General features: G+C 73.1%; 21 protein-coding genes. 6 read left to right on the top strand and 15 right to left on the bottom strand.

The window, feature by feature from the left end:
* Window positions 1-105 precede the first annotated feature (105 nt).
* The 6 genes from MU522_RS07165 to MU522_RS07140 form a co-directional block, all read right to left on the bottom strand.
* Window positions 106-1,914 carry an ABC transporter ATP-binding protein gene (locus tag MU522_RS07165; protein ID WP_246990393.1) on the bottom strand — a complete coding sequence of 603 codons (1,809 nt, stop codon included), beginning with the start codon at window positions 1,912-1,914 and terminating at the stop codon, window positions 106-108.
* Window positions 1,911-3,791, bottom strand: a complete 1,881-nt coding sequence (locus MU522_RS07160; protein WP_246990392.1) for an ABC transporter ATP-binding protein — start codon at window positions 3,789-3,791, stop codon at window positions 1,911-1,913. The genes MU522_RS07165 and MU522_RS07160 overlap by 4 nt, the downstream gene beginning before the upstream one ends.
* 428 nt (window positions 3,792-4,219) lie before the next feature.
* A complete protein-coding gene (locus tag MU522_RS07155; RefSeq protein WP_128190191.1) occupies window positions 4,220-4,768 on the bottom strand; it encodes an adenylate kinase in 549 nt (182 codons plus the stop codon).
* Window positions 4,769-4,793: 25 nt separating this feature from the next.
* The gene (gene purH / locus MU522_RS07150; RefSeq protein WP_246990391.1) at window positions 4,794-6,527 is read right to left on the bottom strand and encodes a bifunctional phosphoribosylaminoimidazolecarboxamide formyltransferase/IMP cyclohydrolase; all 1,734 of its coding nucleotides are present in this window, start codon (window positions 6,525-6,527) and stop codon (window positions 4,794-4,796) included.
* The gene (gene purN / locus MU522_RS07145) at window positions 6,524-7,162 is read right to left on the bottom strand and encodes a phosphoribosylglycinamide formyltransferase (protein WP_246990390.1); all 639 of its coding nucleotides are present in this window, start codon (window positions 7,160-7,162) and stop codon (window positions 6,524-6,526) included. The genes purH and purN overlap by 4 nt, the downstream gene beginning before the upstream one ends.
* A 10-nt stretch (window positions 7,163-7,172) precedes the next feature.
* Window positions 7,173-8,750 carry a DUF6350 family protein gene (locus MU522_RS07140; protein ID WP_246990389.1) on the bottom strand — a complete coding sequence of 526 codons (1,578 nt, stop codon included), beginning with the start codon at window positions 8,748-8,750 and terminating at the stop codon, window positions 7,173-7,175.
* 152 nt (window positions 8,751-8,902) lie between these two features.
* On the opposite strand from MU522_RS07140, the gene MU522_RS07135 reads away from it, so the two are divergent.
* Complete coding sequence (locus MU522_RS07135) at window positions 8,903-11,119, top strand: NADP-dependent isocitrate dehydrogenase (RefSeq protein WP_246990388.1); 2,217 nt, start codon at window positions 8,903-8,905, stop codon at window positions 11,117-11,119.
* Between the two features lie 135 nt (window positions 11,120-11,254).
* Here MU522_RS07135 and MU522_RS07130 read toward each other — a convergent pair whose 3' ends face one another.
* The 4 genes from MU522_RS07130 to sucC all read right to left on the bottom strand — a co-directional run bounded on the left by MU522_RS07130 (window position 11,255) and on the right by sucC (window position 14,505).
* On the bottom strand, window positions 11,255-12,067 hold the full coding sequence (locus tag MU522_RS07130) for a hydrolase (protein ID WP_246990387.1): 813 nt from the start codon (window positions 12,065-12,067) through the stop codon (window positions 11,255-11,257).
* Window positions 12,068-12,122: 55 nt separating this feature from the next.
* Window positions 12,123-12,320, bottom strand: a complete 198-nt coding sequence (locus MU522_RS07125; RefSeq protein ID WP_146355590.1) for a hypothetical protein — start codon at window positions 12,318-12,320, stop codon at window positions 12,123-12,125.
* A gap of 107 nt (window positions 12,321-12,427) precedes the next feature.
* Window positions 12,428-13,327 (bottom strand): succinate--CoA ligase subunit alpha, encoded by a 900-nt coding sequence (gene sucD / locus MU522_RS07120; RefSeq protein ID WP_246990386.1) that lies wholly within the window; start codon window positions 13,325-13,327, stop codon window positions 12,428-12,430.
* A gap of 11 nt (window positions 13,328-13,338) precedes the next feature.
* Window positions 13,339-14,505 (bottom strand): ADP-forming succinate--CoA ligase subunit beta, encoded by a 1,167-nt coding sequence (sucC, locus tag MU522_RS07115; protein WP_246990385.1) that lies wholly within the window; start codon window positions 14,503-14,505, stop codon window positions 13,339-13,341.
* A 184-nt stretch (window positions 14,506-14,689) separates the two neighbouring features.
* Here sucC and MU522_RS07110 point away from each other — a divergent pair, with 184 nt between their 5' ends.
* On the top strand, window positions 14,690-15,412 hold the full coding sequence (locus MU522_RS07110; RefSeq protein ID WP_246990384.1) for a VIT family protein: 723 nt from the start codon (window positions 14,690-14,692) through the stop codon (window positions 15,410-15,412).
* 17 nt (window positions 15,413-15,429) lie between these two features.
* Here MU522_RS07110 and MU522_RS07105 read toward each other — a convergent pair whose 3' ends face one another.
* Both MU522_RS07105 and MU522_RS07100 read right to left on the bottom strand, forming a co-directional pair.
* Window positions 15,430-16,107, bottom strand: coding sequence for a response regulator (locus MU522_RS07105; RefSeq protein ID WP_246990383.1), 678 nt, complete (start codon window positions 16,105-16,107; stop codon window positions 15,430-15,432).
* Window positions 16,104-17,699, bottom strand: a complete 1,596-nt coding sequence (locus tag MU522_RS07100; protein ID WP_246990382.1) for a sensor histidine kinase — start codon at window positions 17,697-17,699, stop codon at window positions 16,104-16,106. The genes MU522_RS07105 and MU522_RS07100 overlap by 4 nt, the downstream gene beginning before the upstream one ends.
* A 162-nt stretch (window positions 17,700-17,861) precedes the next feature.
* Here MU522_RS07100 and MU522_RS07095 point away from each other — a divergent pair, with 162 nt between their 5' ends.
* From MU522_RS07095 to MU522_RS07085, 3 genes are read left to right on the top strand one after another with little or no spacing between them, the layout of a single operon-like run.
* On the top strand, window positions 17,862-18,905 hold the full coding sequence (locus MU522_RS07095; RefSeq protein ID WP_146355596.1) for a tripartite tricarboxylate transporter substrate-binding protein: 1,044 nt from the start codon (window positions 17,862-17,864) through the stop codon (window positions 18,903-18,905).
* Complete coding sequence (locus MU522_RS07090) at window positions 18,902-19,444, top strand: tripartite tricarboxylate transporter TctB family protein (protein WP_246990381.1); 543 nt, start codon at window positions 18,902-18,904, stop codon at window positions 19,442-19,444. Before MU522_RS07095 ends, MU522_RS07090 begins: the two co-directional genes overlap by 4 nt.
* Window positions 19,444-21,132 carry a tripartite tricarboxylate transporter permease gene (locus MU522_RS07085; protein ID WP_246990380.1) on the top strand — a complete coding sequence of 563 codons (1,689 nt, stop codon included), beginning with the start codon at window positions 19,444-19,446 and terminating at the stop codon, window positions 21,130-21,132. Before MU522_RS07090 ends, MU522_RS07085 begins: the two co-directional genes overlap by 1 nt.
* 27 nt (window positions 21,133-21,159) lie before the next feature.
* On the opposite strand, the gene MU522_RS07080 is transcribed toward MU522_RS07085, so the two are convergent.
* Window positions 21,160-22,164, bottom strand: coding sequence for a cation diffusion facilitator family transporter (locus MU522_RS07080; protein ID WP_246990379.1), 1,005 nt, complete (start codon window positions 22,162-22,164; stop codon window positions 21,160-21,162).
* Window positions 22,161-22,640: a transporter substrate-binding domain-containing protein gene (locus MU522_RS07075; protein WP_240671413.1), complete on the bottom strand. Its 480-nt coding sequence runs from the start codon at window positions 22,638-22,640 to the stop codon at window positions 22,161-22,163. Before MU522_RS07075 ends, MU522_RS07080 begins: the two co-directional genes overlap by 4 nt.
* Window positions 22,641-22,703: 63 nt before the next feature.
* On the opposite strand from MU522_RS07075, the gene MU522_RS07070 reads away from it, so the two are divergent.
* Entirely contained in the window at window positions 22,704-22,880 is a 177-nt protein-coding gene (locus tag MU522_RS07070) for a hypothetical protein (protein WP_164877197.1), read from the top strand.
* 128 nt (window positions 22,881-23,008) lie between these two features.
* On the opposite strand, the gene MU522_RS07065 is transcribed toward MU522_RS07070, so the two are convergent.
* Window positions 23,009-25,381: a UvrD-helicase domain-containing protein gene (locus MU522_RS07065; protein ID WP_246990378.1), complete on the bottom strand. Its 2,373-nt coding sequence runs from the start codon at window positions 25,379-25,381 to the stop codon at window positions 23,009-23,011.
* Window positions 25,382-25,441: the final 60 nt, after the last annotated feature.

The raw sequence follows: 25,441 nt of genomic DNA, 5'->3' as shown, positions 1-25,441 counted from the left end.
GACCACCCCGCGTCGTGCAGCAACGGGGTGGTCTCGACTCGCCGGCCTCCGGCCGGCGGCTCGACCAGCGACGGGAGGCCGGCGGCTCGACCAGCGGGGAGGGGGCTAGACCAGCGACTCCCGCCACGCGCGGTGCAGCGACGCGAACTTGCCGCCCGCCTCGATCAGCTCGTCGGGCGAGCCGTCCTCGATGATGCGGCCGTGCTCCATCACGAGCACCCGGTCGGCGATCGCGACCGTCGACAGGCGGTGCGCGATGATGATCGCCGTGCGGTCGGCGAGCAGGGTCGTGAGGCCCTCCTGCACGAGCCGCTCCGAGGGGATGTCGAGCGAGGCGGTCGCCTCGTCGAGGATGAGCACCCGCGGGTCGGCGAGGAACGCGCGCGCGAACGACAGCAGCTGCCGCTGCCCCGCGCTCACGCGCCCGCCGCGCTTGTTCACGTCGGTGTCGTAGCCGTCGGGCAGCACCTCGATGAACTCGTGCGCGCCCACCGCGCGGGCGGCCGCCTCGATCTCGTCGTCGCTCGCGCCGGGCTTGCCGAGCGCGATGTTGTCGGCGACGGTGCCCGAGAACAGGTACGCCTCCTGCGTCACCATCACGACCGCGCGCCGCAGGTCGTCGTTCGACAGCTCGCGCAGGTCGACGCCGTCGAGCTTGACGCTGCCCGCCGTCGGGTCGTAGAACCGCGAGACGAGCTTCGCGAGCGTCGACTTGCCGGCGCCGGTCGTGCCGACGAGCGCGATCGTCTGGCCCGAGGGGATGTGCAGGTCGAAGTCGGGCAGCACGACCTTGCCGCTGCCGTACGAGAACTCGACGCGGTCGAAGTCGATCTGGCCTCGCGAGGCGGGCAGCGCCTGCGCGGCGACCGGCTCCTTGACCGTCGGCTCCTCCTCGAGCACGCCCGAGATCTTCTCGAGCGCGGCCGAGGCCGACTGGTAGCCGTTGAAGAACATGCCGATGCCCTGGATGGGCTGGAAGAAGTTGCGGGCGTAGAGCGCGATCGCGAGCAGCGCGCCGATCTGCAGCGACCCATCCACGACCCGCAGGCCGCCGACGAGCACGAGCGTCGCGACGGTGATCGCGCCGATCGCCATGATGCCCGGCTCGTAGATGCCGAAGATGTTGATGGTGCGGAAGTTCGCGTCGCGGTAGTCGTCGACCCGCTCGTCGAAGTCGCGCTGGTTGGCGGGCTCCTTGCGGAACGCCTTCACGGCGCGGATGCCGGTCATCGTCTCGACGAAGTGCACGATCATGCGCGCGCTCGTCGTGCGCGTCTCGCGGAACAGCACCGTCGAGCGCACCTGGAACCAGCGCGTGAGGATGATCGCCGGGATGAGCGCGATGCCGATGATGAGGCCCGACAGCGGGTCGAGGATCGCCATCGCGATGCCCGTGAACGACATGAACAGCACGCCGCGCACGAGCTCGTTGAGGCCCTGGTCGAGCAGGTCGCGGATCGACTCCAGGTCGCTCGTCTGGCGCGCGATGATGCGGCCCGACGTGTAGGACTCGTGGAACTCGAGGCTCAGGCGCTGCGCGTGGTCGAAGAGCCGGCGGCGCAGCTCGAACAGCACCGTCTGGCTGATGCGCGCGATGCTCACCGTGTAGACGTACATGAGCACGCCGCCGAGGATCGCCGCGACGATGTAGGCGAGCGTCGCCGCCCACAGCGGCATCCAGTCGGCGCGCTCGACGATCGCCGGCAGGCCGTGGTCGATGCCGTACGCGATGAGCATGGGCCCGGCGATGTTCGCGGCGACCGCGATCACCACCAGGATCATCGTCACGACGACGCGGCCGATGTGCGGCCGCAGCAGCGCGCCGAGCAGCTTCCGCGAGCGCGCTCGGATGGCCTTCGACTCGGCCTTCGTGTAGTCGGTGCGGTCCTCGCCCGCGACGCCCTGGACGGTCATCGGGACACCTCCTCGGTCTGTGCGTCGAGACCGTCGAGGTCGTCGAGGTCGACGCGCTGCATCGAGCCGGTGACGGCCTCGATGCTGGTCCTGTCGCGCTCGGCCTCCTCGAGGCTCGAGATCACGTAGCGGTAGTGCTCGCTGCGCGCGAGCAGCTCGGAGTGGGTGCCGACGTCATCGATCCGGCCGTCGCGCATGAGCGCCACCCGGTCGGCGAGCTGCACCGTGCTCGGGCGGTGCGCGACGATCAGCGCCGTCGTGCGCTCGAGCACGTGCCGCAGCGCCGCCTCGACCTGCGCCTCCGTCTCGACGTCGAGCGCCGAGAGCGGGTCGTCGAGCACGAGCACCGCGGGGTCGGCGGCGACCGCGCGGGCGAGCGCGAGGCGCTGCCGCTGGCCGCCGGAGAGCGAGAGGCCCTCCTCGCCGATCTGCGTGTCGAGGCCGTCCGGCAGGTCGCGCGCGAAGTCGGCCTGCGCGATCGCGAGCGCGCGGTCGAGGGCCTCCTCCGACGCATCCGGGGCGCCCATGAGCACGTTCTCGCGCACCGAGGCCGAGAAGAGCGTGGCGTCCTCGAAGGCCATCGCGACGTGCGTGCGCAGCTCCTGGAGCGACAGGTCGCGCACGTCGACGCCGTCGAGCAGCACGCGGCCGCCCGTGACGTCGTACAGGCGCGCGGGCAGCGCGGTGAGCGTCGTCTTGCCGGAGCCGGTGACGCCGATGAGCGCCATCGTCTCGCCCGGCTCGAGCACGAGGCTCGCGCCGTCGACGAGGTCGCGCTCGTGCGGCTGCGCGTCCTGGTAGCGGAAGTGCACGTCGTCGAACACGAGCCGCCCCTTCGGCGCCGGGATCGTCGTCGGCCGCTCGGGGTCGACGATCGTGTTCTCGGCGTCGAGGATCTCGTGGAAGCGGCGCGAGGCGTTCGACGCGTCGATGAGGAACGCGAAGAGGAACCCGATCGACTCGATCGGCCAGTTCAGCACCATCGCGACGGCGAAGAACGCGAAGAGCGTGCCGACGGAGATCTGGTCGCTCGCGGCCAGCCAGACGCCCAGGAAGAGGCAGACGGCGTACGAGATGTACGGCACGATCGTCAGCCACATCCACAGGTACCCGTCCATGCGGGCCTTGTCGATCTCGGTCTCGCGCAGCGTCGACGCCTGGTCGGTGAAGCCCTCGAGCGCGTGGCGGCCGCGGCCGAAGGCCTTCAGCACGCGGATGCCGTGGATCGACTGCTCGACGGTCGTGGCGAGGTCGCCCGCCTGGTCTTGCGCGGCGCGCGAGACGACGAAGTAGCGGCGCTCGAAGCGCAGCGCCACGAACACGACCGGCGCCGAGAGCACGACGAAGACGGATGCGAGCAGCGGGCTCCAGAAGAACAGGATGACGATGCCCACGACGAGCGTGATCGCGTTCACGACCAGCAGCGGCGCGCCGAAGGCGCTGAAGCGGCGGATCATGCCGAGGTCCTGCACGGCGCGGCTGAGCAGCTGGCCGGACTGCCAGCGGTCGTGGAAGGCGACCGGCAGCGCCTGCAGCTTCGCGTAGAGGGTGCGGCGCATCGACGCCTCGACCTGCGTCGACGGCAGCGTCACGAGGAACCGGCGCATGTAGACGAAGAACGCCTCGCCGAGCGCGAGTGCCAGGATCGCGATCGCGACGGGCCACACGGCGGCGGAGTCGCGCTCGGCGAGCGGGCCGTCGACGAGCGCGCGCATCGCGATCGGGGTGGCGAGGCTCAGCAGCGCCGAGACGAGCGCGGCGGCGGTGCCCCAGAGCAGCCGCGGCAGCACCGGGCGCAGGAACGGCAGCAGGCGCGCGAGCGCGGGCAGGTGCCCGGCGACCTTCGTGGGAGTGGGATCGGGAGGCGTCGAGGACATGGGAGGGGATCCTTCGAGGTCGCCGACGTCGTGCATCGGCGATGGTGCGGTGCGACGGGTGGGTCGCGATGGCGGTGCTGCGTCGATCGTCGGCGGTGCCGCCGACACGACGGGGCGAGCGGTGCTCGCGGCGGGCGGGAGGCCCTGCTCGCTACCGGCGTCCGGCGGGGACGAGGCGGACGCGGAGGGCACGGCCGGCAGCGATCGGGGCGGTCGTCGTCGTGCTCATGGCATCCTCCAGGTCAGCCGCTCCCTGGTGGCGCGGACAGCCTTCGATTCTAAGCAGGCTCACAGCGCCGCGTCCAGCCCCCATCGGCGTTTCCCGATCACTTCCTCGAGCAGTCCTCACCGCGGTTCCCGACCCGATCGACCCGACACGACCCGGTGCACCGGGTCGCCCGGGGTGGAACGGGTCGGCGGAGCCTGGCTCACCCCAGCTGCGCGAGCAGCGCGTCGGCCTCGGCGGGCCGGCGCAGCAGCAGCACCGGCGGGGCCGACGCATCCGCGTGCCATCGGCGCATCCGCTCGCGCTTCGAGCGCCACGAGCGGAAGTGCCACACGATGATGGAGTCGCGCGCGAGGGCGAGGCGCAGGGTCTCGACGTTGCCGTTGCAGACGAGCTCGCCCGTGCGGATGCGGCGGGCCGTGCGGCGGATGAGCCGCGCGAGCGAGACGTGCCGGGGGTAGTCGAGCGCGACGATCGCGTCGACGCGCTCGAGCGCGACCGCGTTGTGCGGGCCGTAGACGGAGTCGAAGACGTACGCCTCGCGCTCGAGCAGCGGCAGCACGCGCCGGTCGCGCTCCTCCTGCGACGGCTCCCGCCAGCCCGGATCCCAGCACAGGTCGTCGACGAGCGTGACGGGGAGCCCGAGCCGCTCGCCGAGCCGCGTCGCCATGGTCGACTTGCCCGACCCGGTCGCGCCGAAGCACAGCAGGCGGCGCGCCCGCCGCACGTCGTCGATGGTCCCGGCGCTCACCCGGAGACCCTACACAGCCGCCCGGTCAATGCGCGAAGTGGCGCTCCCCCGTGAAGTACATCGTGATGCCCGCGGCGTTCGCGGCCGCGATGACCTCCTCGTCGCGCACCGACCCGCCCGGCTGCACGACCGCGGTCACGCCGGCGTCGAGCAGGATCTGCAGGCCGTCGGCGAACGGGAAGAAGGCGTCCGACGCGGCGACCGAGCCCGCGGCCCGCTCCCCCGCGCGCGTGACCGCGAGGCGGCACGAGTCGACCCGGTTGACCTGGCCCATGCCGACGCCGACGGAGGCGCCGCCCGAGGCGAGCAGGATCGCGTTCGACTTCACCGACCGCACCGCCCGCCACGCGAACTCCAGGTCGGTGAGCACCGCATCCGGCACGTGCGGTCCCGAGACGCGCCGCCACGTGTGCGACGAGAAGCCCTCGAAGGTGTCGGGCTGCTGCACGAGCACGCCGCCCGAGACCTGCCGCAGCTCGGAGCCCTCGCGCGCGTAGCCCTCGGGCAGGCGCAGCAGGCGGATGTTCTTCTTCTGCGTCAGCAGCTCGAGCGCCTCGGGCTCGAAGTCGGGCGCGACGACGACCTCGGTGAAGATGTCCTTGACCGTCTCGGCCATCGCGCGCGTGACCGGCCGGTTCGCGGCGATCACGCCGCCGAAGGCCGAGACCGGGTCGCACGCGTGGGCGCGCTCGTGCGCCGACGCGATCGGATCGTCGGCGCGCGGCGCGGCGATGGCGATGCCGCAGGGGTTCGCGTGCTTGATGATCGCGACCGCCGGCTCGGTGAAGTCGAAGGCGGCGCGCAGCGCGGCGTCGGCGTCGACGTAGTTGTTGAACGACATCGGCTTGCCGTGCAGCAGCTCGGCCTGCGTGATGCCGCGGCCGCCGGGCAGCGCGAAGATGCCCGCCTGCTGGTGGCTGTTCTCGCCGTAGCGCAGGCCGGCGACGAGCGTCGCCCGGCCGACGGCCTGCAGCAGTCCCGTCGCGCTCGAGGTGTCGGGGGCGGATGCCTCGGCCGGCTCGGGCGCGCGGGTCGCCGCGGGCGAGGCGGCAGCGGGCGCCGCCTCCTGCACCGGCGCCGCGGCCGCATCGCCCGCCGCGGCAGCGGCCGGCTGCGCGGCGGCCGCCTCGTCGACCGGCTCGCCGGCGAACCAGCGCGCGACGGCGCGGTCGTAGGCGGCGGTGTGGGCGAAGGCGTCGCGGGCGAGCGCGCGGCGCTGCATGAGCGAGAGCCCGGTGGCGGCGGCCTTCGCGATGAGCGGGTAGATGCGCGGGTCGGTGACGATCGCGACGTTGGCGTGGTTCTTGGCCGAGGCGCGCACCATCGCCGGTCCGCCGATGTCGATCTGCTCGACGACGTCGGCGTCGGCGGCGCCCGAGCGCACGGTCTCGACGAACGGGTAGAGGTTCACGACGACGAGCTCGAACGGCGCGATGCCGAGCTCGGCCAGCTGCGCCTCGTGGTGCTCGAGCCGCAGGTCGGCGAGCAGGCCAGCGTGGATCGCGGGGTGCAGCGTCTTCACGCGCCCGTCGAGCGCCTCCTGGAACCCGGTGACCTCGGCCACCTCGGTGACGGCGAGGCCCGCGTCCGCGAGCATGCGCGCGGTCGAGCCGGTCGAGACGAGCTCGACGCCCGCGTCGGCCAGGGCGCGGCCGAGCTCGACGATGCCGGTCTTGTCGCTCACCGACAGCAGCGCCCGGCGGAAGGGCACCGCGTCGCGCTCGCGGTAGAGGCTCGGGTCGTGCTGGGGTCCGCTCACTGTGCTTCCTCTGGTCTCGGGTCGGGGTGCGTCGGTCGCTTGCGGCCGCGCTCGCTGCCGTGCTCGGCGAGGTCGCACGTGCCGTCGGCGATGTCGCCGATCACCTGTGCGAGCAGGTCGCGCTCGACGAGCTTGATGCGGTCGTGCAGCGAGTCCTGCGTGTCGCCCTGCAGCACGGGCACGCGCTGCTGGGCCAGGATCGGACCGGTGTCGACGCCGCTGTCGACGATGATGACGGATGCGCCGGTCTCGGTCGCGCCGGCCGCGAGCGCGTCGCGCACGCCGTGGGCGCCCGGGAACTCGGGCAGGAACGCGGGGTGCGTGTTGAGGATCGCCGGCTCGAAGCGGGCGACCGCGGCGGCCGACAGCAGCCGCATGAAGCCCGAGAGCACGATGACGTCGGGCTCGAACGCCGCCATCCGGTCGGCGATCCGCATCGACCACGCCTCGCGCGGCGGCTGGAACGGCTCGACGAAGGTGGGGATGCCTGCGGCGCGGGCGATCTCGAGGCCGCCGCACTCGCGGTCGGCGCCGACGGCGATGATCTCGGCGGGCACCCGCCCCGCGCGCGTGCGCTCGAGCAGATCCGCGAAGTTGGTGCCGCTGCCGGAGACGAGGACGACGAGGCGCAGCACGCGCTCCATCCTACGTCGCAGGACGATCCTGCTCGGGCGCGGGCTCCGGATGGGTCGGCTCGGCCCCGGCCGCGCGCTCGGCACGGGCGTCGGCGAGCGGCGCGATCGCCGCCGTCTCCTGTGCATCCGCGAGCGGCGCGATCACCGCGGTCTCCTGCTCGTCGGCGCTCGGCGCGACGACCGGCGCGTCGTCCGCCGACGCATCCGCCGCCGCATCCGCCGCCTCGCCCTCGCCCTCGCGCCCGTCGGCCGCATCCGCCGCCTCGTCCCGAGCGTCGGGCGCATCCGCCGCGCCGAAGCCGAGGAGGTCGCGCACCCGCGAGCCCTCGCGCTCGCCGGCGAGCGGCAGCGCGACGCCTGCGAGCGCCCCGGCGCCGCGGCCGCCCGCGGCCATGCCGACCAGCAGCCCGGCGCCCACCTCGAGCGCGCCCCACGCCGCGACGAGCACCGCGTCGGGCCCCGTCTCGGCGAGGCGGCCGGGACCCGCCGAGCCCGTGGCGAGCATGGCGGCGACGCCGAGCAGCGCCCCCGCGAGCACGCCGCCGCCCACGCCGGCGATCGCGAGCTCCCACCAGTGCACCGGGCGCTCGGCCGTGCCGGCGAGCATCGTCTGGCGCGCGAGCACCCCGACGAGCACGCCCGCGAGCACGGGCAGCGCGACCACCGCGAGCATCCAGGGCGCCGCCTCGGGGTCGATCGCGGCGAGGAGCGGGAGCGACGGCACCGGCCCCAGGTCGGTGCCGAGCGGCGAGATGCTCGAGCCGGTGCCGATCATGAAGCCCGGCCCGATCGCCCATGACGCGGCCCACACGACCGCGACGGGCAGGAGCGCCAGCTGCACGAGGAACAGCACGACGACCCCCACGTGCGAGACCTGCAGCGCCTCCATCAGCAGGATGCCGTCGGTGAAGCGCAGCACGAGGCCCGCCCCGAGCACGAGCGCGCCGACGCCGAGCACCCCGGCCGCCCCGCCGAGGCCCGACCGGATGGCGGTGCGGATGGCGCGCATCCACCCCTCCTCGATCGTGAGCCCGCCCGCGGCGGCGGCGAGCCAGTCGTGGCCGTGCACCGCGAGGACCGCGGCGAGCATGCCCGCGAGCGCGACGAGCGCGGGGTGGGCGAACGCCTGACCGAGGTTGGGCGCGGCGATGCCGTGCGTCGCCGTCGCCGCCGCACCGAGGCCCACGAGGCCCGTCGCGACGGCACCCGAAGCCACGGCGATGCCGGTCTCGATCAGCGGCAGCTCGGCGAGCCGGCGGCCGCTGCGCCAGTGGAGCCAGAAGGTGATGAGCCCGATCCCCCACGCGCCGAGGCTGAGCACGAAGGGCCTCCCGGCCTCCTCGATGCCCACCGCGACGATCGCGTCGGTGCCGAGCGTCACGCCGATCGCAACGCCGTGGCCGAGCAGCCACGCGTCCACCGCGACGCGCCACTGCGCGGACGGGTCGCCGGCGAAGCCCTGGTCGATGCCCCAGACGGCGAGCAGCACGAGCGCGCACAGCACGATGCCGACCGCCACGATGGCGGCCGACTCCACCGCCTGGCCGATCCCGGCCCACAGGCGGCGCACTGCGGGCCCTGTTCTCACGGCTGGCAACTGTATCGACGCATCCGCCCTCGTCGGGGCTGCCCCGCCGCGCGCCGCCCGAGCGAGGTCGCGGTAGGTTGGAGCCGCACGGCGCGGCCCGCGCACGCACTCGCGGCCGCCGCCATTCCGAGACCGCGAGGGGTTCGAGCCGCATGGCCAAGATCATCTACACGTACACCGACGAGGCGCCGATGCTCGCGACGCACTCGTTCCTCCCGATCGTCGAGGCGTTCGCCGCCGCGGCCGACGTCGAGGTCGAGCGCCGCGACATCTCGCTCGCCGGGCGCATCGTCGCGTCGTTCGCCGACCGCCTGCCGGCCGACCAGCAGGAGGCGGATGCGCTGGCAGAGCTCGGCGAGCTCGCCAAGACGCCCGAGGCCAACATCATCAAGCTGCCCAACATCTCGGCATCGGTGCCGCAGCTGAAGGCCGCGATCGCCGAGCTGCAGTCGCAGGGCATCGCCCTCCCCGACTACCCGGACGAGGTCACCACCGACGACGAGCGCGACATCCGCGCCCGCTACGACTCCGTCAAGGGCTCCGCCGTCAACCCCGTGCTGCGCGAGGGCAACTCCGACCGCCGCGCACCCCGCTCGGTCAAGGAGTACGCCCGCAAGCACCCCCACTCGATGGGCGCGTGGGCCGACGACTCGAAGACCGCCGTCGCCACGATGGGCGCCGACGACTTCCGCGCCAACGAGCAGTCGGTCACGATGCCGGCCGCCGACACCCTCCAGATCCGCCTCGTCGCCGACGGCGAGACGACGGTGCTGAAGGACGGCCTCGCGGTGCTCGAGGGCGAGATCGTCGACGCGACGTTCATGAGCGCGAAGGCGCTCGACGCGTTCCTCGCCGAGCAGGTGCAGCGCGCCCGCGACGAGCACGTGCTGTTCTCGGCGCACCTGAAGGCGACGATGATGAAGGTCTCCGACCCGATCATCTTCGGCCACGTCGTGCGCGCGTTCCTGCCCGCCGTCTTCGAGCGCTACGGCGCCCAGCTCGAGGCCGCGGGCCTCTCGGCCGAGAACGGCCTCGCCTCGATCCTCTCCGGCCTGTCGGAGCTCGACGAGTCGACCGCCGCGGGCGTCCGCCAGGCGATCGAGCAGGGCCTCGCCGACGGCCCCCGCCTCGCGATGGTGAACTCCGACCGCGGCATCACCAACCTGCACGTGCCCTCCGACGTGATCGTGGATGCGTCGATGCCGGCGATGATCCGCCAGTCCGGCCACATGTGGGGCCCGGACGGCGAGGAGGCCGACACGCTCGCCGTGATCCCCGACTCCTCCTACGCCGGCATCTACCAGGTCGTCATCGAGGACTGCCAGGCCAACGGCGCCTTCGACCCCACCACCATGGGCTCGGTGCCGAACGTGGGCCTCATGGCGCAGAAGGCCGAGGAGTACGGCTCGCACGACAAGACGTTCCGCATCGAGCGCGACGGCCGGGTCGAGGTCGTGAGCTCCTCCGGCGAGGTGCTCATGGCGCACGACGTCGAGGCCGGCGACATCTGGCGCGCCTGCCAGACGAAGGATGTGCCGGTGCGCGACTGGGTGAAGCTCGCGGTGACGCGCGCCCGCGCCTCGTCGACCCCCGCGGTCTTCTGGCTCGACAAGGCGCGCGCGCACGACGCCGAGCTGATCAGGAAGGTCGAGGAGGAGCTCGCGAAGCACGACACCGACGGGCTCCAGATCACGATCCTCAGCCCGGTCGAGGCGACGAAGCTCTCGATCGAGCGCATCCGGCGCGGCGAGGACACCATCTCGGTCACCGGCAACGTGCTGCGCGACTACAACACCGACCTGTTCCCCATCCTCGAGCTCGGCACGAGCGCGAAGATGCTGTCGGTCGTGCCGCTGCTCAACGGCGGCGGCCTGTTCGAGACCGGCGCCGGCGGCTCGGCCCCGAAGCACGTGCAGCAGCTCGTCGAGGAGAACCACCTGCGCTGGGACTCGCTCGGCGAGTTCATGGCGCTCGCGGAGTCGTTCCGCCACCTGTCCGAGACGACCGGCAACGCCCGCGCGGGCGTGCTCGCCGAGACGCTCGACGCGGCGACCGGCACGTTCCTCGACGAGAACAAGTCGCCGTCGCGCAAGGTCGGCGAGCTCGACAACCGCGGCAGCCACTTCTGGCTCGCGCGCTACTGGGCCGAGGAGCTCGCGGCGCAGACCGAGGACGCCGACCTCGCGGCCACGTTCGGGCCGGTCGCCGAGCAGCTCGTCGCGCAGACGGCGACGATCGAGCAGGAGCTGCTCGACGTGCAGGGCAGCCCGGTCGAGCTGGGCGGCTACTACCGCGTCGACGCCGAGCTCGCCGACGCGGCGATGCGCCCGAGCGCGTCGCTGAACGCGATCCTCGCGCCGCTGCGCTGACGCAGCGCTCGAAGGGCCCGGCTCCGGCCGGGCCCTTCGTCGTCGAGCGGGGCGGATGCGCCCGAGCGGGGCGGGCGCGCCGGCCCCAGACGGGCGCATCCGCCCCGGTCGACGCGGCGGGTGCAGCGCGGCGCCCTACGTGAGGTCGTCGTGCTCGCCCGTCACCCAGGCGATGTGCCGCTCGGCGCTGCGGGCGATCGCGGCGGGGCCGTCGTCGATCACCTGCCCGCCGATGTTGCCGTAGATGCGCCGGAAGCGCAGCGTCGCTGCCTGGTCGGCCAGCCGCCGCACGACGCCCGCCGACAGCGGGATGTTGTTCGGGTACGACCGCATGAAGCCGACGCTCGCGCGGTCGGGCTTCGGCTGCATCGTGTCGCCCGCCAGCAGCGAGCCGTGCCCGTCGCTGCCCTGCTCCCACAGCACGACCGCCGCGCCGGGGAAGTGCCCGCCCATGCGGATGAGCCGCACGCCGGGGAGCACCTCGAGCTCGTCGTCCCACTGCTCGACGCGCGGATGCTCGCGCTGCACCCAGGATGCGTCGCGCGCGTTCACGAGCACGCGTGCGTCGAGCGCGTCGGCCCACGCGCACTGCACGCCGAACATGTGCGGGTGCGAGGCTGCGACGACCGCGAGTCCGCCGAGCTCCTGCACCTGCTCGACCGCCGCATCCGTCATCGTGCCGAGCGGATCCCACAGCAGGTTGCCCTCGGGCGTCTGCACGAGCAGCGACCGCTGCCCGATGCCGACGGCCGGGTCGGAGGTGAGCGCCCACAGGCCCGGCTCGTCCTCGACGAGGTCGATGCGCATCCCGCGCTCCGCGTGCTCGCCGGTGCTCGTCCAGATCTGCCCGTGCAGCGGCACCCACTGCCGCTCGTCGGCGCAGATGGCGCAGGTCTCGGGGAGCGGCTCGCCGGTCTCGACGCCGCACGTCGCGCAGAGGATGGTCATGCGCCCACTCTGCACCCGCACCGGGCGCTCGCGCGAGCGCCCGATGCCGCCGGCGCTACCGCGAGGGCAGGTCGGGGTCGGCCTGCTCGTCCTCCTCGGGCTCGAACGTCGACTCCTCGTCGGTCGTCGTCGCGCCGAGGCCGTCCGGGTCGTTCGGGATGGTGCCCTCGTCGCCGAGGCCGCCGGGCTTCCTCGTGCCGTCGTCGCCCGCGTCGTGCTGGTGGTCGTGCTGGTGGTCGTCGTGATGGCTCATGTCGTCCTCCGTGCTCGCTTCAGGTGCGCCCACCCTAGCCCCCGCATCCGCACGCCGGCATGACGGAGGGCCCCGGCCGCAGCCGGGGCCCTCCGCGAGCGCTCACGTCAGAGCGACTCGATGACCTCGCGCATGAGGCGGGCGGTCTCGGACGGCGTCTTGCCGACCTTCACGCCGGCGGCCTCGAGGGCCACCTTCTTCGCCTCGGCGGTGCCCGACGAGCCCGAGACGATCGCGCCGGCGTGGCCCATCGTCTTGCCCTCGGGCGCGGTGAAGCCGGCGACGTAGCCGACGACCGGCTTCGTCACGTGCGCCTTGATGTAGTCGGCCGCGCGCTCCTCGGCGTCGCCGCCGATCTCGCCGATCATCACGATCGCCTTCGTCTCGGGGTCGGCCTCGAAGGCCTCGAGCGCGTCGATGTGCGTCGTGCCGATGACCGGGTCGCCGCCGATGCCGATGGCGGTCGAGAAGCCGAGGTCGCGCAGCTCGAACATCATCTGGTACGTCAGCGTGCCCGACTTCGACACCAGGCCGATCGGGCCCTTGCCGGTGATGTTCGCCGGCGTGATGCCGACGAGCGACTCCTCCGGCGTGATGATGCCGGGGCAGTTCGGGCCGATGATGCGGGTCGTGCCCTTCGCCTTCGCGTGCGCCCAGAACTCGGCGGAGTCCTGCACGGGGATGCCCTCGGTGATGACCACGAGCAGGCCGATGCCCGCGTCGATGGCCTCGAGACATGCGTCCTTGGCGAAGGCCGGCGGCACGAAGACGATCGAGACGTCGGCGCCGGTCTCGGCCATCGCCTCCGCGACCGAGCCGAAGACCGGCAGCGAGACCTCGGAGCCGTCCTTCGCGGTGTGCGTCACGGTCGTGCCGGCCTTGCGCGCGTTGACGCCGCCGACGACCTGGGTGCCGGCCGCGAGCATGCGGGCGGTGTGCTTGGAGCCCTCGCCGCCGGTGATGCCCTGGACGATGACCTTGCTGTCCTTGTTGAGGTAGATCGACATCTTCTGCTCTCCTATGCCGCAGCCAGCTCGGCGGCCTTGGCCGCTGCCTCGTCCATGGTGCCGACGACGGTCACCAGCGGGTGGTTCGCCTCGGCGAGGATGCGTCGGCCCTCCTCGACGTTGTTGCCGTCCAGTCGGACGACGAGCGGCTTCGAGGCCTCGTCGCCGAGGATCTCGAGCGCCTTCACGATGCCGTTGGCGACCTCGTCGCACGCCGTGATGCCCCCGAAGACGTTGACGAAGACGCTCTTGACGTCCGCGTCTCCCAGGATCACGTCGAGGCCCGCCGCCATGACCTGGGCGGATGCGCCGCCGCCGATGTCGAGGAAGTTCGCGGGCTTCACGCCGCCGAACTGCTCGCCGGCGTACGCGACGACGTCGAGCGTCGACATGACGAGGCCCGCGCCGTTGCCGATGATGCCGACCTGGCCGTCGAGCTTGACGTAGTTGAGGTCGGCGGCCTTGGCCTTCGCCTCGAGCGGGTTGGCCTCGGCCTTGTCCTCGAGGTCGGCGTGCGCGGGGTGGCGGAACGCGGCGTTCTCGTCGAGCGTGACCTTGCCGTCGAGCGCGATGACGTCGCCGCCCGCGGTGAGCACGAGCGGGTTGACCTCGACGAGCGTGGCGTCCTCGGCGGCGAAGACGCCGTAGAGCTGCACGAGCACGGGGGCGACCTTGGCGACGAGCTCCTCGGGGAAGCTCGCGGCGCGCACGATCTCCTCGGCCTTGGCGGCGTCGATGCCGACGGCGGGGTCGACCTCGACCTTCGCGAGCGCCTCGGGGCGCTCCTCGGCGAGCTGCTCGATCTCCATGCCGCCCTCGTACGAGCACATGGCGAGGTACGAGCGGTTGGCGCGGTCGAGCAGCACGGAGAAGTAGTACTCCTCCTCGATCGATGCACCCTCGGCGACCATCACGCGGTGCACCGTGTGCCCCTTGATGTCGAGGCCGAGGATGGCCTCCGCCGCGGCCTTCGCCTCGGCGGGGCTCTTCGCGAGCTTCACGCCGCCGGCCTTGCCGCGGCCGCCGGTCTTGACCTGCGCCTTCACGACGACGACACCGCCGCCGAGCTCCGTGGCTGCTGCCTCGGCCTGCTCGGGGGTGTCGGCGGTGATGCCTCGCAGCACGGGCACGCCGTGCTGCTCGAACAGGTCCCTTGCCTGGTACTCGTAGAGATCCACGCGTCATCCAATCCGTGTGTGGGTGGGGGATTCGCCTGGGCAAGCCTAGCCCTCCGGCGGATGCCGCCCCCGCCGCTTTCGGCCCGCCGAAGCCCGAAGATTCGGGTTTCCTGCCGGAATCGCACGAGCCTCGCCTTGCTTGCGGGGGTCCCGGCGACCGCCGACGATGGACCCAGGAGGAACCATGGATCCCGCGATGCAGCGCCGTCCCGACCTGCCCCCGCCGGTCGAGTCGATGGCGTCGAAGCTCAACTGGCTGCGCGCCGGCGTGCTGGGCGCGAACGACGGCATCGTGTCGACGTCGGCGCTCATGGTCGGCGTCGCCGGCGCCGGCACGGGCATCGGCGGCATCCTCACGGCGGGCGTCGCCGCGCTCGTCGCGGGCGCCTTCTCGATGGCGGTCGGCGAGTACGTCTCGGTCTCGTCGCAGCGCGACAGCGAGCGCGCGGCGATCCGCCGCGAGCTCGCCGAGCTCGAGAGCAACCCCGAGGGGCAGATCGACCAGCTCGCCCACATGTACGAGGCGCGCGGCCTCGCCCCGGCGACCGCGCACCAGGTGGCGGTCGAGCTCACCGAGGCCGATCCGCTGCGCGCGCACCTCGACGTCGAGTACAAGCTCGACCCCGACGACCTCAACAACCCCTGGTCGGCGGCGATCTCCTCCGCCGTCGCCTTCACGCTCGGCTCGCTCGTGCCGCTGCTCGCGGCGCTCGTGGCCCCGGCCGCCTGGATGCCGTGGCCGATCGTGATCGCCACCGTGCTCGCGCTCGTCGTCACCGGCGCCGTCTCGGCCCGGATCGGCGGCTCCGGCAAGCGCATCGGCATGCTCCGGGTGCTGCTCGGCGGCATCGTCGCGCTCGCCGCGACGTGGCTGATCGGCACGCTCGTCGGCACGCCCGTGCACTAGCGGCGCGCCGCCCTCGCTCAGCGGCGCGCCGTGTACCGCAGCTCGGGGCGCCCGGTGCCGCCGTAGCGGGGCGCGACCTCGGCCGCGCCGTCGACGACGAGCCGCTCGAGGTAGCGGCGGGCGCTCACCCGCGACATCCCGAGCCGCTCCCCCACCTCCGCCGCGCTCACGTCGGCGCCGATCGACTCGAGCAGCGCCGCGACGCGGTCGAGGGTGAGCTGCGACCCCGCCGGCGCCGGCTTCGCCGAGCGCTCGGCCGGCTGCAGCATCGCGTCGACCGCGCGCTGGTCGAGCGCGCGCGGCCCGTGCGCCTCCGCCCGCTCGATCTCGGCGCGGATCGCCTCGAGCCGCTCCCGCATCGCCTCGAGCCCGAACGGCTTCACGAGGTAGTGGCGCACACCGAACGCGCGCGCCGCGCGCACGGTCTCGAGGTCGCGCGCGGCGGTGACCGCGACCACCTCGCCGGCGAAGCCGCGGGCGCGGGCGACGCGCAGCACCTCGATACCGGATGCGTCGGGCAGGTGCACGTCGAGCAGCACGAGGTCGGGGCGCACGGCCTCGATCGCCTCGAGCGCGTCGCGCCCGGTGGCGGCCTCCCCCGCGACGACGAACCCGCCGTGGCGCTCGACGAAGCCGCGAGTGACGATCGCGACCGCCTTGTCGTCCTCGACGATCAGCGCGCGCAGCGGCCTCACGCGGGCACCTCGCTGCGGTCGACCGGCAGCGTCGCGACGAAGCGCGCGCCGCCGAGCGGCGACGTCTCGACCCGCACGTCGCCGCCGAGCCGCTCGGCGACGCGACGCACGAGCGTCAGCCCGTAGCCGCGGGTGAGGCCGGCGGCGTGCGTCTTCGTCGAGACGGCGAGGTCGAAGATGCGCTGCCGCCGCTCCTCGGGCACGCCGGGGCCGTCGTCGTCGACCGCCATCGTGACGACCCGGCCGGCGTCGGTGTCGTCGTCGGCGATCGCGACCTGCACGCGCCCGCCGCCCGACGCATCCACCGCGTTGTCGATGAGGTTGCCGAGCACCGTCACCCAGTCGCTCGCGCCCGCCGTCGACGCGGCGGGCCGCAGCGTCGACCCGGGCGCCACCGCCAGCTCGACGCCGTGCTCGCGCGCCTGCGCCCGCTTGGCGAGCAGCAGCGCCGCGACCTCGAGGTCGAGCACGCCCTCGGCGGGCGCGAGCGACGACAGCGCCCCGCCGGCGCCGGCGCGCGCGATGACCTGCATCGCCGCGTCGGCCTCGCCGAGCTCGAGCAGGCCGCCGAGCGTGTGCAGCGTGTTGGCGAACTCGTGCTGCTGCGCCCGCAGCGTCTCGGTCATGCCCTGCGCGCCCGCGAGGTCGCGCAGCGCCGCGTCGAGCTCGGTGCGGTCGCGCAGGATGAGCACGGTGCCGACCGTGCGGCCGTCGACCACCACGGGGTCGGCGCGCGCGACGAGCACCCGCTCGCCCGCGAGCACGAGCTGCTGCTCGCCCGCGTCGGCCAGCAGCGGCTCGAGCCGCGCGTCGAGCACCTCGGCGACCGGGACGCCCGCGAGCTCGTCGCCCTCGCGCCCGAGCAGCCGCAGCGCCGCGTCGTTGCAGAGCGCGATCGTCGCGCGCTCGTCGAGCACCACGAGGCCCTCGCCGATGCCGTGCAGGGTCGCGTTGCGGGTCTCGAGCATCGACTTGATCTCGTCGGGCTCGACGCCGTGGATGCGCCGGCGCACGAGCGACGCGGCCCAGCTCGCGAGCAGCACGCCGACGACGGCGGCCGCGGCGAGGCACAGCGCGAGCACCCAGATGCTGCCGAGCCAGTCGGCGTGCAGCTCGGCCTCGAGGATGCCCACCGAGACCTGGCCGATCACCTGACCGTCGGCGTCGTGCACGGGCACCTTCACGCGCCACGAGGTGCCGAGCGTGCCGGTCTGCGTGCCGACGAACCGCTCGCCGGACTGCGCGGCGGTCGGGTCGGTCGAGACGACCTCGCCGATGCGATCGGGGTTCGGATGCGAGTAGCGCACGCCCGCGACGTCGGTGACGACGACGTACGTGACGGCGGATGCGACGCGCACCGTCTCGGCGATCGGCTGGATGACCTCGGCGGGGTCGGGATCGTCGAACGCGTCGACCACCGACGGCAGCTGCGCCACCGACGAGGCGACGCCCACCATGCGGTCGAGGTAGGCGTCGCGGATCGCGCGCTCCTGCACCCAGGCGGCGGCGACGCCGGAGCCGACGATGACGACGAGCATGATGGCGCTCTGCAGCAGCACCAGCTGCGTCCGCAGCGTCATCGCCCGCCCCATGCCCTCAGGATAGGCGCGCGCTGGCCCCCGCGGCGGGCGACCGAAACGACCGAAACGTGCACATCGACCACAACCGCGCACCGGGCATCCGTCGCCGCTAGCGTCGCCCCCAGATCGCGACCCGGCACGGCGCCGGGCGCTCAAGGAGGAGACGTGCGATCCATGCACCCACGCACCGCGCCCAGCACGCGCACCAGCACCATCGTCCGCATCGGCCTCGCGGGGGCTGCAGCGCTCGCGCTCGCCGCCTGCTCGTCCGGCGGCGCCCCCGCCTCGACCGGCGGCGCCGAGGGCGAGGCGCCGGCCGCCGTCACCGAGGTCAGCGTCATCGCCCCCGCAGACCCGGGCGGCGGCTGGGACCAGACCGCCCGCGCCATCGGCCAGGTGCTGACCGACACCGACCTCGTCAGCTCGGCGCCGGTCGAGAACATCGGCGGCGCCGGCGGCACCGTCGGCCTCGCGAGCCTCGCGACCGAGACCGACCCCAACACGCTCATGATCACCGGCTCCGTCATGGTCGGCGCCGTGGAGACGAACGCCTCCGAGGTGCGCATCGAGGACATGACGCCGATCGCGAAGCTCACCGAGGAGCCGCTCGTCATCGTCGTGCCGGCCGACTCTCCCTACGAGAGCCTGCAGGACCTGGTCGACGCGATCGTCGCCGAGGGCCAGGGCCTCGCCGTCACCGGCGGCTCCGCCGGCGGCATCGACCACATCCTCGCGGGCCTGCTCCTCACCGAGGCCGGCGTCGACGCGGCAGAGGTCCCGACCACGCTCAACTACGTCGCCAACTCCGGCGGCGGCGAGGCGCTCACGATGCTGCTCGGCGGCACCGTGCAGGCCGGCATCTCGGGCGTCGGCGAGTTCTCGGAGTCCGTGCTCTCGGGCGACCTGCGCGCCCTGGCCGTCTCGAGCGAGGAGCCCGCGCAGGCGCTGCCCGACGTGCCGACGATCCAGGACGAGGGCATCGACGTGACGCTCACGAACTGGCGCGGCGTGATCGCCCCGGGCGGCATCACCGACGAGGAGCGCACGGCGCTCGTCGACCTCGTCACGCAGCTGCACGAGCAGGACGCGTGGACCGAGACGCTCGAGACCAACGGCTGGACGGATGCGTTCATGCCGGGCGACGAGTTCGACGCGTTCCTCGCCGACGACATCACGCTCACCCAGGAGACGCTGCGCACGATCGGCCTGATCGAATGAGCACCGCCCCGGCCGGCGCACCCACGGGTGCGTCGGCCGCGGCGCGCTCGGCCCGCATCGAGGCGATGGTCTTCGTCGGGCTGCTCGTGGTGCTGGCGATCGCCGTGCTCATCTCGACCACCACCATCCGCGAGCCCCCGGGATCGACCAACACGCTCGGCGCGCGCGTCGTGCCGTACGCCGTCGGCGGCCTGCTGCTGCTCTCGTCGCTCGTGGTGCTCGTCGGCCAGCTCCGCGGCCGCTTCGGGCACGCCGAGGAGGGCGAGGACATCGACCTCGAGCACGGCACCTCGTGGGGCTCGACCGGCATCGTCGTGCTGAGCTTCCTGTCGCTCATGCTCACCATCCCCCACCTCGGCTGGCCCCTCGGCGTCGCCATCCTCTTCACCGGCGCCTCGCTCGCCCTCGGCGCGAAGCGCTGGTGGCTCGCCGCCGCGATCGGTCTCGCCCTCGGCGCCGTCACGCAGCTCGTGTTCGGCACGCTGCTCGGCCTCTCGCTGCCCGCCACCGGCACCCTGACCTCCTGGATCGGCCTCTGATGGACACCTGGACCCTGCTGCTCAAGGGCTTCGCGACCGCGCTCCAGCCCGTCTACCTGCTGTACGCGCTGCTCGGCGTGCTGCTCGGCACCGCCGTGGGCGTGCTGCCCGGCATCGGCCCGGCGATGACGGTCGCGCTCCTGCTGCCGATCACGTACGCGCTCGAGCCGACCGCGGCGTTCATCGTCTTCGCCGGCATCTACTACGGCGGCATGTACGGCGGCTCGACCACGTCGATCCTGCTCAACACCCCCGGCGAGTCCGCGTCGATCGTCACCGCGCTCGAGGGCAACAAGATGGCGCGCGCCGGCCGCGGCGCGGCGGCGCTCGCCACCGCCGCGATCGGCTCGTTCGTCGCAGGCACGATCGCCACGGTGCTGCTGACGCTCCTCGCGCCCACCGTCGCCCGCCTCGCAGTCAGCCTCGGCCCATCCGACTACTTCGCGCTCATGGTGATCGCGTTCCTCACGGTCGGCGCGCTGCTCGGCGACAGCGCCTGGCGCGGCATGGTGTCGCTGTCGATCGGCCTGTTCATCGGCCTCATCGGCGTCGACTCGCTCACCGGGCAGGCGCGCTTCACGCTCGGCATCCCGCAGCTCGGCGACGGCATCGACGTCGTGCTCGTCGCGGTCGGCCTCTTCGCGCTCGGCGAGGCCCTGTACGTGGGCTCCCGCCTGCGGGGCGGCGAGATCCCGATCATCCCCATCACGCGCGGATGGCGCACGTGGATGCGCCGCTCCGACTGGGCGAGGTCGTGGAAGCCGTGGCTGCGGGGCGCCGGCATCGGCTTCCCGATCGGCTCGATCCCCGCCGGCGGCGCCGACGTCGCGACCTTCCTCTCCTACGCGACCGAGCGGAGCCTCGCGAAGGGCGAGTACCGGAAGCAGTTCGGCAAGGGCGCGATCGAGGGCGTCGCGGGTCCGGAGTCGGCCAACAACGCGGCGGCCGCGGGCGTGCTCGTGCCGCTGCTGACGCTCGGCATCCCGACGACGGCTACCGCGGCGATCATCCTGAGCGCCTTCCAGACGTACGGGATCCAGCCGGGCCCGCGCCTGTTCGACACGCAGCCGGCGCTCGTGTGGGCGCTCATCGCGAGCCTCTTCATCGGCAACGCGATGCTGCTCGTGCTCAACCTGCCGCTCGTGGGCATGTGGGTGAAGCTCCTGCAGATCCCCCGCCCCTACCTCTACGCGGGCATCCTCGTCTTCGCCGGGCTCGGCGCGTACGCGGCGAACTTCACCGTCTTCGACATCGCGGTGCTGCTCGTGCTCGGCGTGCTCGGCTTCTTCATGCGGCGGCTCGGCTTCCCGATCGCGCCGCTCGTGGTGGGCGCGATCCTCGGCCCGATGGCCGAGGAGCAGCTGCGCAAGGCCATGCAGATCGGCCAGGGCGACCCCGCCTACCTCGTGCACAGCCCGTTCTCGATCGTCGCCTACGCGCTGCTCGCGCTCATCATCGCGCTCGCGCTGTGGCTGAAGCGCCGCCGCGCGCGCTTCGAGGCCGCGCTGCCGTCGATCGACACGACCACGATCGCCGCGGTCGACGAGGAGATCGAGTCGCACGAGCCGCACCCCGAGCTCGACCGCGGCCGGCTGTCGACCCGCGCGGTGCCGCTGCAGCGCGGCGGCGCCGACCCGGACGCGGAGCCCGGCCCGGGCCGCGACCCGGATCGCGACCGCGACGCGTAGCGACCCGCATCGGAGCCGCCGCCCGGATCACTCCGGCGCGGCGGCTCCGTCGTCGGAGCGGTCGTCGTCGCGCCGCTCGGCCTCCGGCGACGGCAGTCGGCCCATGACCGCGATCGTGACGTCCTGCACGCGCCAGTCGAGCGCGGTGACCTGCCGGGCCGCGCGGTCGACGTCCTCCACCTTGACCTTGCGCCGCAGCGGCACGACGTACGCCTCCACATGGAACACGTGCCCCTCGTCGCGCACGCGACTGGCCGCATCCCGCACCCACGGCAGCCGCCGCAGCGTGTCCTCGATGCGGTCGATGAGCGGGTCGGACTCCGACTGGTCGACGGTCGTCGCGCGCATGTCCATGAGGTCGAGCACCGAGGCGCGGGTGTTCTTCACGCCGTCCCAGATGATGCCGGCCGAGATGGACAGGGCGGCGGCGCCGTCGAGCCACCAGATGCCGAGGCCGACGCCCAGCACGCCCACGATCGAGCCGGCGTGCGTCGTCCAGTCGGCGCGCATCATGTCGGCGTCGGCGTGCAGCAGCTTGCTGTGCAGCTGCTTCGCGAGCCGCATCTTGACGATGCCGAGGATCACGGGCGGCGCCGAGATGAGCAGCATCGTGCCGACCATGAGCCAGCCGAGCCAGATCGTGGTGCCGAAGAGCCGCACCGTGCCGATCGACGGGTGCTCGAGCGAGGCGAGCCCGCTGATCGCGTCGAACGCGAGGGTCGCCCCGACGGCGAAGAGCGCGACGCCGGCGACGAGGTGGCCGATGCCCATCGCCCGGTGGTACCCGTACGGATGCTTCTGGCTCGGCGGGCGGCGGATGACCGCGAGGGCGATGAGGAACGCGAGCTGCGGGACGGTCGAGAGCATGTCCTCGATCCACGCCGTGCGCATCGCCTGCGAGCCGCCCATCACGAGGCCGACGAGCGTGATCGCGATCGCGGCGTAGCCGAGGCTCAGCCACTCGACGAGGCGCGCCTTGCGGAGCGCCTGCTCCTGGGCCGGGGGCAGCTCGGTGCGGCCGATGCGCTTCATGGCGCCGCCTCGTCGAGGTGCTGCTCGAGCGCGGCGAGGAAGGCGTTCTCGCCCATCGGCGTGAGCATGACGACGCCGGTGGTCGAGCCGTCGGGCTGCAGCGCCTGCGCGTAGGCGCGCGTCGGCGCGGCGTGCGCCGCCCAGGGCGTCTGCTCGGTGATGCCGCCGATGACGAGGTCGAGGTCGCCCTCCTCGAGCTGGCGCACGAGGTCCTCCTCGCTGCCGACCGTCCACGAGAGCTCGGCGTCGATCGACGCCGCGAACGACTCGACGAGCGTCACCTCGGTGCCCGACGGCTCCTCGTCGTCGGCGTCGTCGATCTCGGTGAACGGCGGGTTGGGCGTCACGCCCACCTCGAGCACGCCGCCCGAGACGGTCTCGAGGGTGCCGTCGGGGTCGGAGGGCACGGTGAGGCCGCAGCCCGCGAGGGCGAGCGCGAGCGCTGCGATGCCGCTCGCTCCGACCAGTCGACGCATGCTCCGCACCATAGTCCGGCCCTGCCTGTGCGTCGCTGATCGTCTCGTGGGAGGCTGGGGCGCATGCAGGAGCAGCGCCACGAGCACGACCGCGTCCCGCCCGAGCTCGACCCCTACTTCGAGCGCTTCGACGACGACCGGCCGCCGCGCACGATGGCGCGCCGGTTCCGCCCGCTCATCGTTGGCGCCGCGGCGCTCACCCTCGTGGCGATGGTGCTGCTGGTGACGCAGGCGCTGTAGCCGCCGCCCTCCCGCCGGTCGAGCCGGGCCGCCGCCGCCCTCACGCCGCTCGAGCCGGGCTGCCGCCGCCCTCCCGCTGGTCGAGCCGGGCTGCCGCCGGAGGCGGCCGCCCGAGTCGAGACCATGGTTCAGAGCAGCTCGATCGGCGCGATCTTGATCAGCAGCCGCTTGCGCCCCACCTGGTCGAACTGCACCTCGGCGATGCGCTTCGCGCCCGCGCCCGAGACCGCCTGCACGCGCCCTTCACCGAAGTCCTTGTGGCGGATGCGGTCCCCGGGCGAGAGCTCGAGGGCCGAGTTGTCGCGCACCTCGGTGATGGTGTTGGCGAAGGTGCCCTTGCCCTTCGGGAGCGGCTTCGGGTCGCGGAAGCCCGTCACGAACGACTCGCGCGGCCCGTCGCTCCAGCGCCCCACGGCGCGCTGCGCGGGCGCCGGCCGCATCGTCGTCGGCAGCGTGCGCCAGTCGACCAGCTCGGCCGGGATCTCCTCGAGGAACCGACTCGGCACCGCGGGGTTGACCTCGCCGAACTGCGCGCGCGTCATCGCGAGCGACAGGTGCAGCCGCTGCCGCGCGCGTGTGATGCCCACGTAGAACAGCCGCCGCTCCTCGGCGGGCCCGCCGGGCTCGTTCGCCGAGATGCGGTGCGGCAGCAGATCCTCCTCGACGCCGGTGATGAACACCGCGTCGAACTCGAGCCCCTTCGCCGTGTGCAGCGTCATGAGCGAGACCTGGCCGCCCGAGTCGTCGAGCTCGTCGGCGGCGGCGACGAGCGCCGTCTCGGTGAGGAAGTCGATGAGGTTGCCGCCCGGGTTCTGGCGGCGGTACTCGCGCGTCACCGCGACGAGCTCCTCGACGTTCTCGAGCCGCGCGGCGTCCTGCGGGTCGGGCGAGCGGCGCAGCTGATCGGTGTAGCCGGAGCGGCTGAGCAGATCCCGCAGCACCTCTCCCGGGTCGGCCTCGGGCCGCTCGCTCCAGTGGTCGAGCAGCGCCGCCAGATCCGTGATGGCCGCGGCCACCTTGGAGCCGAGGGCGATCTCGTCGACGCGCCGCAGCGCATCCCGCAGCGTGATGCCGTGCTCGTCGGCGAACGCCTGCAGCGCTGCCTCGGTCGCGGGGCCGATGCCGCGCTTGGGCACGTTCATGATGCGCCGCAGGCTCAGCGGATCGGCGGGGTTCGCGACGGTGATCAGGTACGCCATCGCGTCCTTGATCTCGGCGCGCTCGTAGAACTTCGTGCCGCCGATCACCTTGTAGGGGATGGCGGTGCGGATGAGCACCTCCTCGAGCGCGCGCGTCTGGGCGTTGGTGCGGTAGAAGACGGCGATGTCGCTGTAGGCCATGCCGCCCGAGGTGAGCTCGACGATCTCGTCGGCGACGAACTGCGCCTCGTCGTGGCCCGAGTAGCCGGTGAAGCCGACGATCTTGGCCCCGTCGCCCGAATCGGTCCAGAGCCGCTTCTCGCGCCGGTCGAAGTTGTTGCCGATGACGGCGTTGGCGGCCGAGAGGATGTTCTGCGTCGAGCGGTAGTTCTGCTCGAGCAGGATCGCGCGGGCGCCGGCGAAGTCGCGCTCGAAGTCGGTGATGTTGCGGATGTCGGCGCCGCGGAAGGCGTAGATCGACTGGTCGGAGTCGCCCACGACGGTGAGTGAGGCGCCCGGCAGGTCGCTGCGCAGGTCGGGCAGGTCGGCGCCCGTGACGGGCTGCGTCAGCTCGCGGATGAGCGCGTACTGCGCCGCGTTGGTGTCCTGGTACTCGTCGACGAGGATGTGGCGGAAGCGCTTGCGGTACTGCGCCGCGACGTGCGGGAACGCGCGGAAGAGGAAGACCGTCTGCGAGATGAGGTCGTCGAAGTCGAAGGCGTTCGCCCGCCGCAGCTCGCGGTCGTAGTCGCGCCAGAGCTCGAGGAACGCCTGGTCGAGCGGGTTCTCGAGGTTGGCGGTGCGCGCCCACGAGTCGACGTCGTGCAGCTCGTTCTTGGCCTTCGAGATGCGCGCCGAGACGCCGCCGGGCGTGAGGCCCTGGATGTCGGCGCCGCGCTCCTTGATGAGCCGCTTGATCAGCGCCCGCACGTCGCCCGAGTCGTAGATCGTGAACGACTGCTTGAAGCCGAACTCCTCGGCCTCGCGGCGCAGGATGCGCACGCACGCGGAGTGGAACGTGCGGATCCACATGCCGCTCGCCTCCTCGCCGATGAGGCTGTGCACGCGCTCGCGCATCTCGGCGGCGGCCTTGTTCGTGAAGGTGATCGCGAGGATCTGGCTCGGCCACGCCTCGCGGGTCGCGAGCAGGCCGGCGATGCGGTGGGTGAGCACGCGCGTCTTGCCGGAGCCGGCGCCGGCGACGATGAGGAGGGCGGGCCCGCGGTGCAGCACGGCCTCGCGCTGCGGCGGGTTCAGCCCCTCGAGCAGGTGCTCGGGCACGGCGTCGCCGCGCGGCCCGATCGGCGAGGGTCGCTGGACCGAGTCGAAGCCTTCGTCGCCCAGCCCCCAGAGATCGCTCATCAGCAGACCAGTCTACGAGGGGCCGGTGACGCGCCGGGCCGGGCCGGCGTCGTCGGATGC

The sequence above is a fragment of the Agrococcus sp. SCSIO52902 genome (assembly GCF_022983135.1).
Lineage (GTDB): Bacteria > Actinomycetota > Actinomycetes > Actinomycetales > Microbacteriaceae > Agrococcus > Agrococcus sediminis.
This window is presented reverse-complemented; position numbering and strand designations above follow the sequence as displayed.

Excerpts from the sequence above, each read along its gene's own strand:
- MU522_RS07080 (WP_246990379.1), bottom strand. The coding sequence starts at position 22,164 with ATGAAGCGCATCGGCCGCACCGAGCTGCCCCCGGCCCAGGAGCAGGCG.
- MU522_RS07125 (WP_146355590.1), bottom strand. The coding sequence starts at position 12,320 with ATGAGCCATCACGACGACCACCAGCACGACCACCAGCACGACGCGGGC.
- MU522_RS07165 (WP_246990393.1), bottom strand. The coding sequence starts at position 1,914 with ATGACCGTCCAGGGCGTCGCGGGCGAGGACCGCACCGACTACACGAAG.
- MU522_RS07090 (WP_246990381.1), top strand. The coding sequence starts at position 18,902 with ATGAGCACCGCCCCGGCCGGCGCACCCACGGGTGCGTCGGCCGCGGCG.
- MU522_RS07095 (WP_146355596.1), top strand. The coding sequence starts at position 17,862 with ATGCACCCACGCACCGCGCCCAGCACGCGCACCAGCACCATCGTCCGC.
- MU522_RS07160 (WP_246990392.1), bottom strand. The coding sequence starts at position 3,791 with ATGTCCTCGACGCCTCCCGATCCCACTCCCACGAAGGTCGCCGGGCAC.
- MU522_RS07085 (WP_246990380.1), top strand. The coding sequence starts at position 19,444 with ATGGACACCTGGACCCTGCTGCTCAAGGGCTTCGCGACCGCGCTCCAG.
- MU522_RS07100 (WP_246990382.1), bottom strand. The coding sequence starts at position 17,699 with ATGGGGCGGGCGATGACGCTGCGGACGCAGCTGGTGCTGCTGCAGAGC.
- MU522_RS07065 (WP_246990378.1), bottom strand. The coding sequence starts at position 25,381 with ATGAGCGATCTCTGGGGGCTGGGCGACGAAGGCTTCGACTCGGTCCAG.
- MU522_RS07130 (WP_246990387.1), bottom strand. The coding sequence starts at position 12,067 with ATGACCATCCTCTGCGCGACGTGCGGCGTCGAGACCGGCGAGCCGCTC.
- MU522_RS07070 (WP_164877197.1), top strand. The coding sequence starts at position 22,704 with ATGCAGGAGCAGCGCCACGAGCACGACCGCGTCCCGCCCGAGCTCGAC.
- MU522_RS07075 (WP_240671413.1), bottom strand. The coding sequence starts at position 22,640 with ATGCGTCGACTGGTCGGAGCGAGCGGCATCGCAGCGCTCGCGCTCGCC.
- MU522_RS07110 (WP_246990384.1), top strand. The coding sequence starts at position 14,690 with ATGGATCCCGCGATGCAGCGCCGTCCCGACCTGCCCCCGCCGGTCGAG.
- sucD (WP_246990386.1), bottom strand. The coding sequence starts at position 13,327 with ATGTCGATCTACCTCAACAAGGACAGCAAGGTCATCGTCCAGGGCATC.
- MU522_RS07135 (WP_246990388.1), top strand. The coding sequence starts at position 8,903 with ATGGCCAAGATCATCTACACGTACACCGACGAGGCGCCGATGCTCGCG.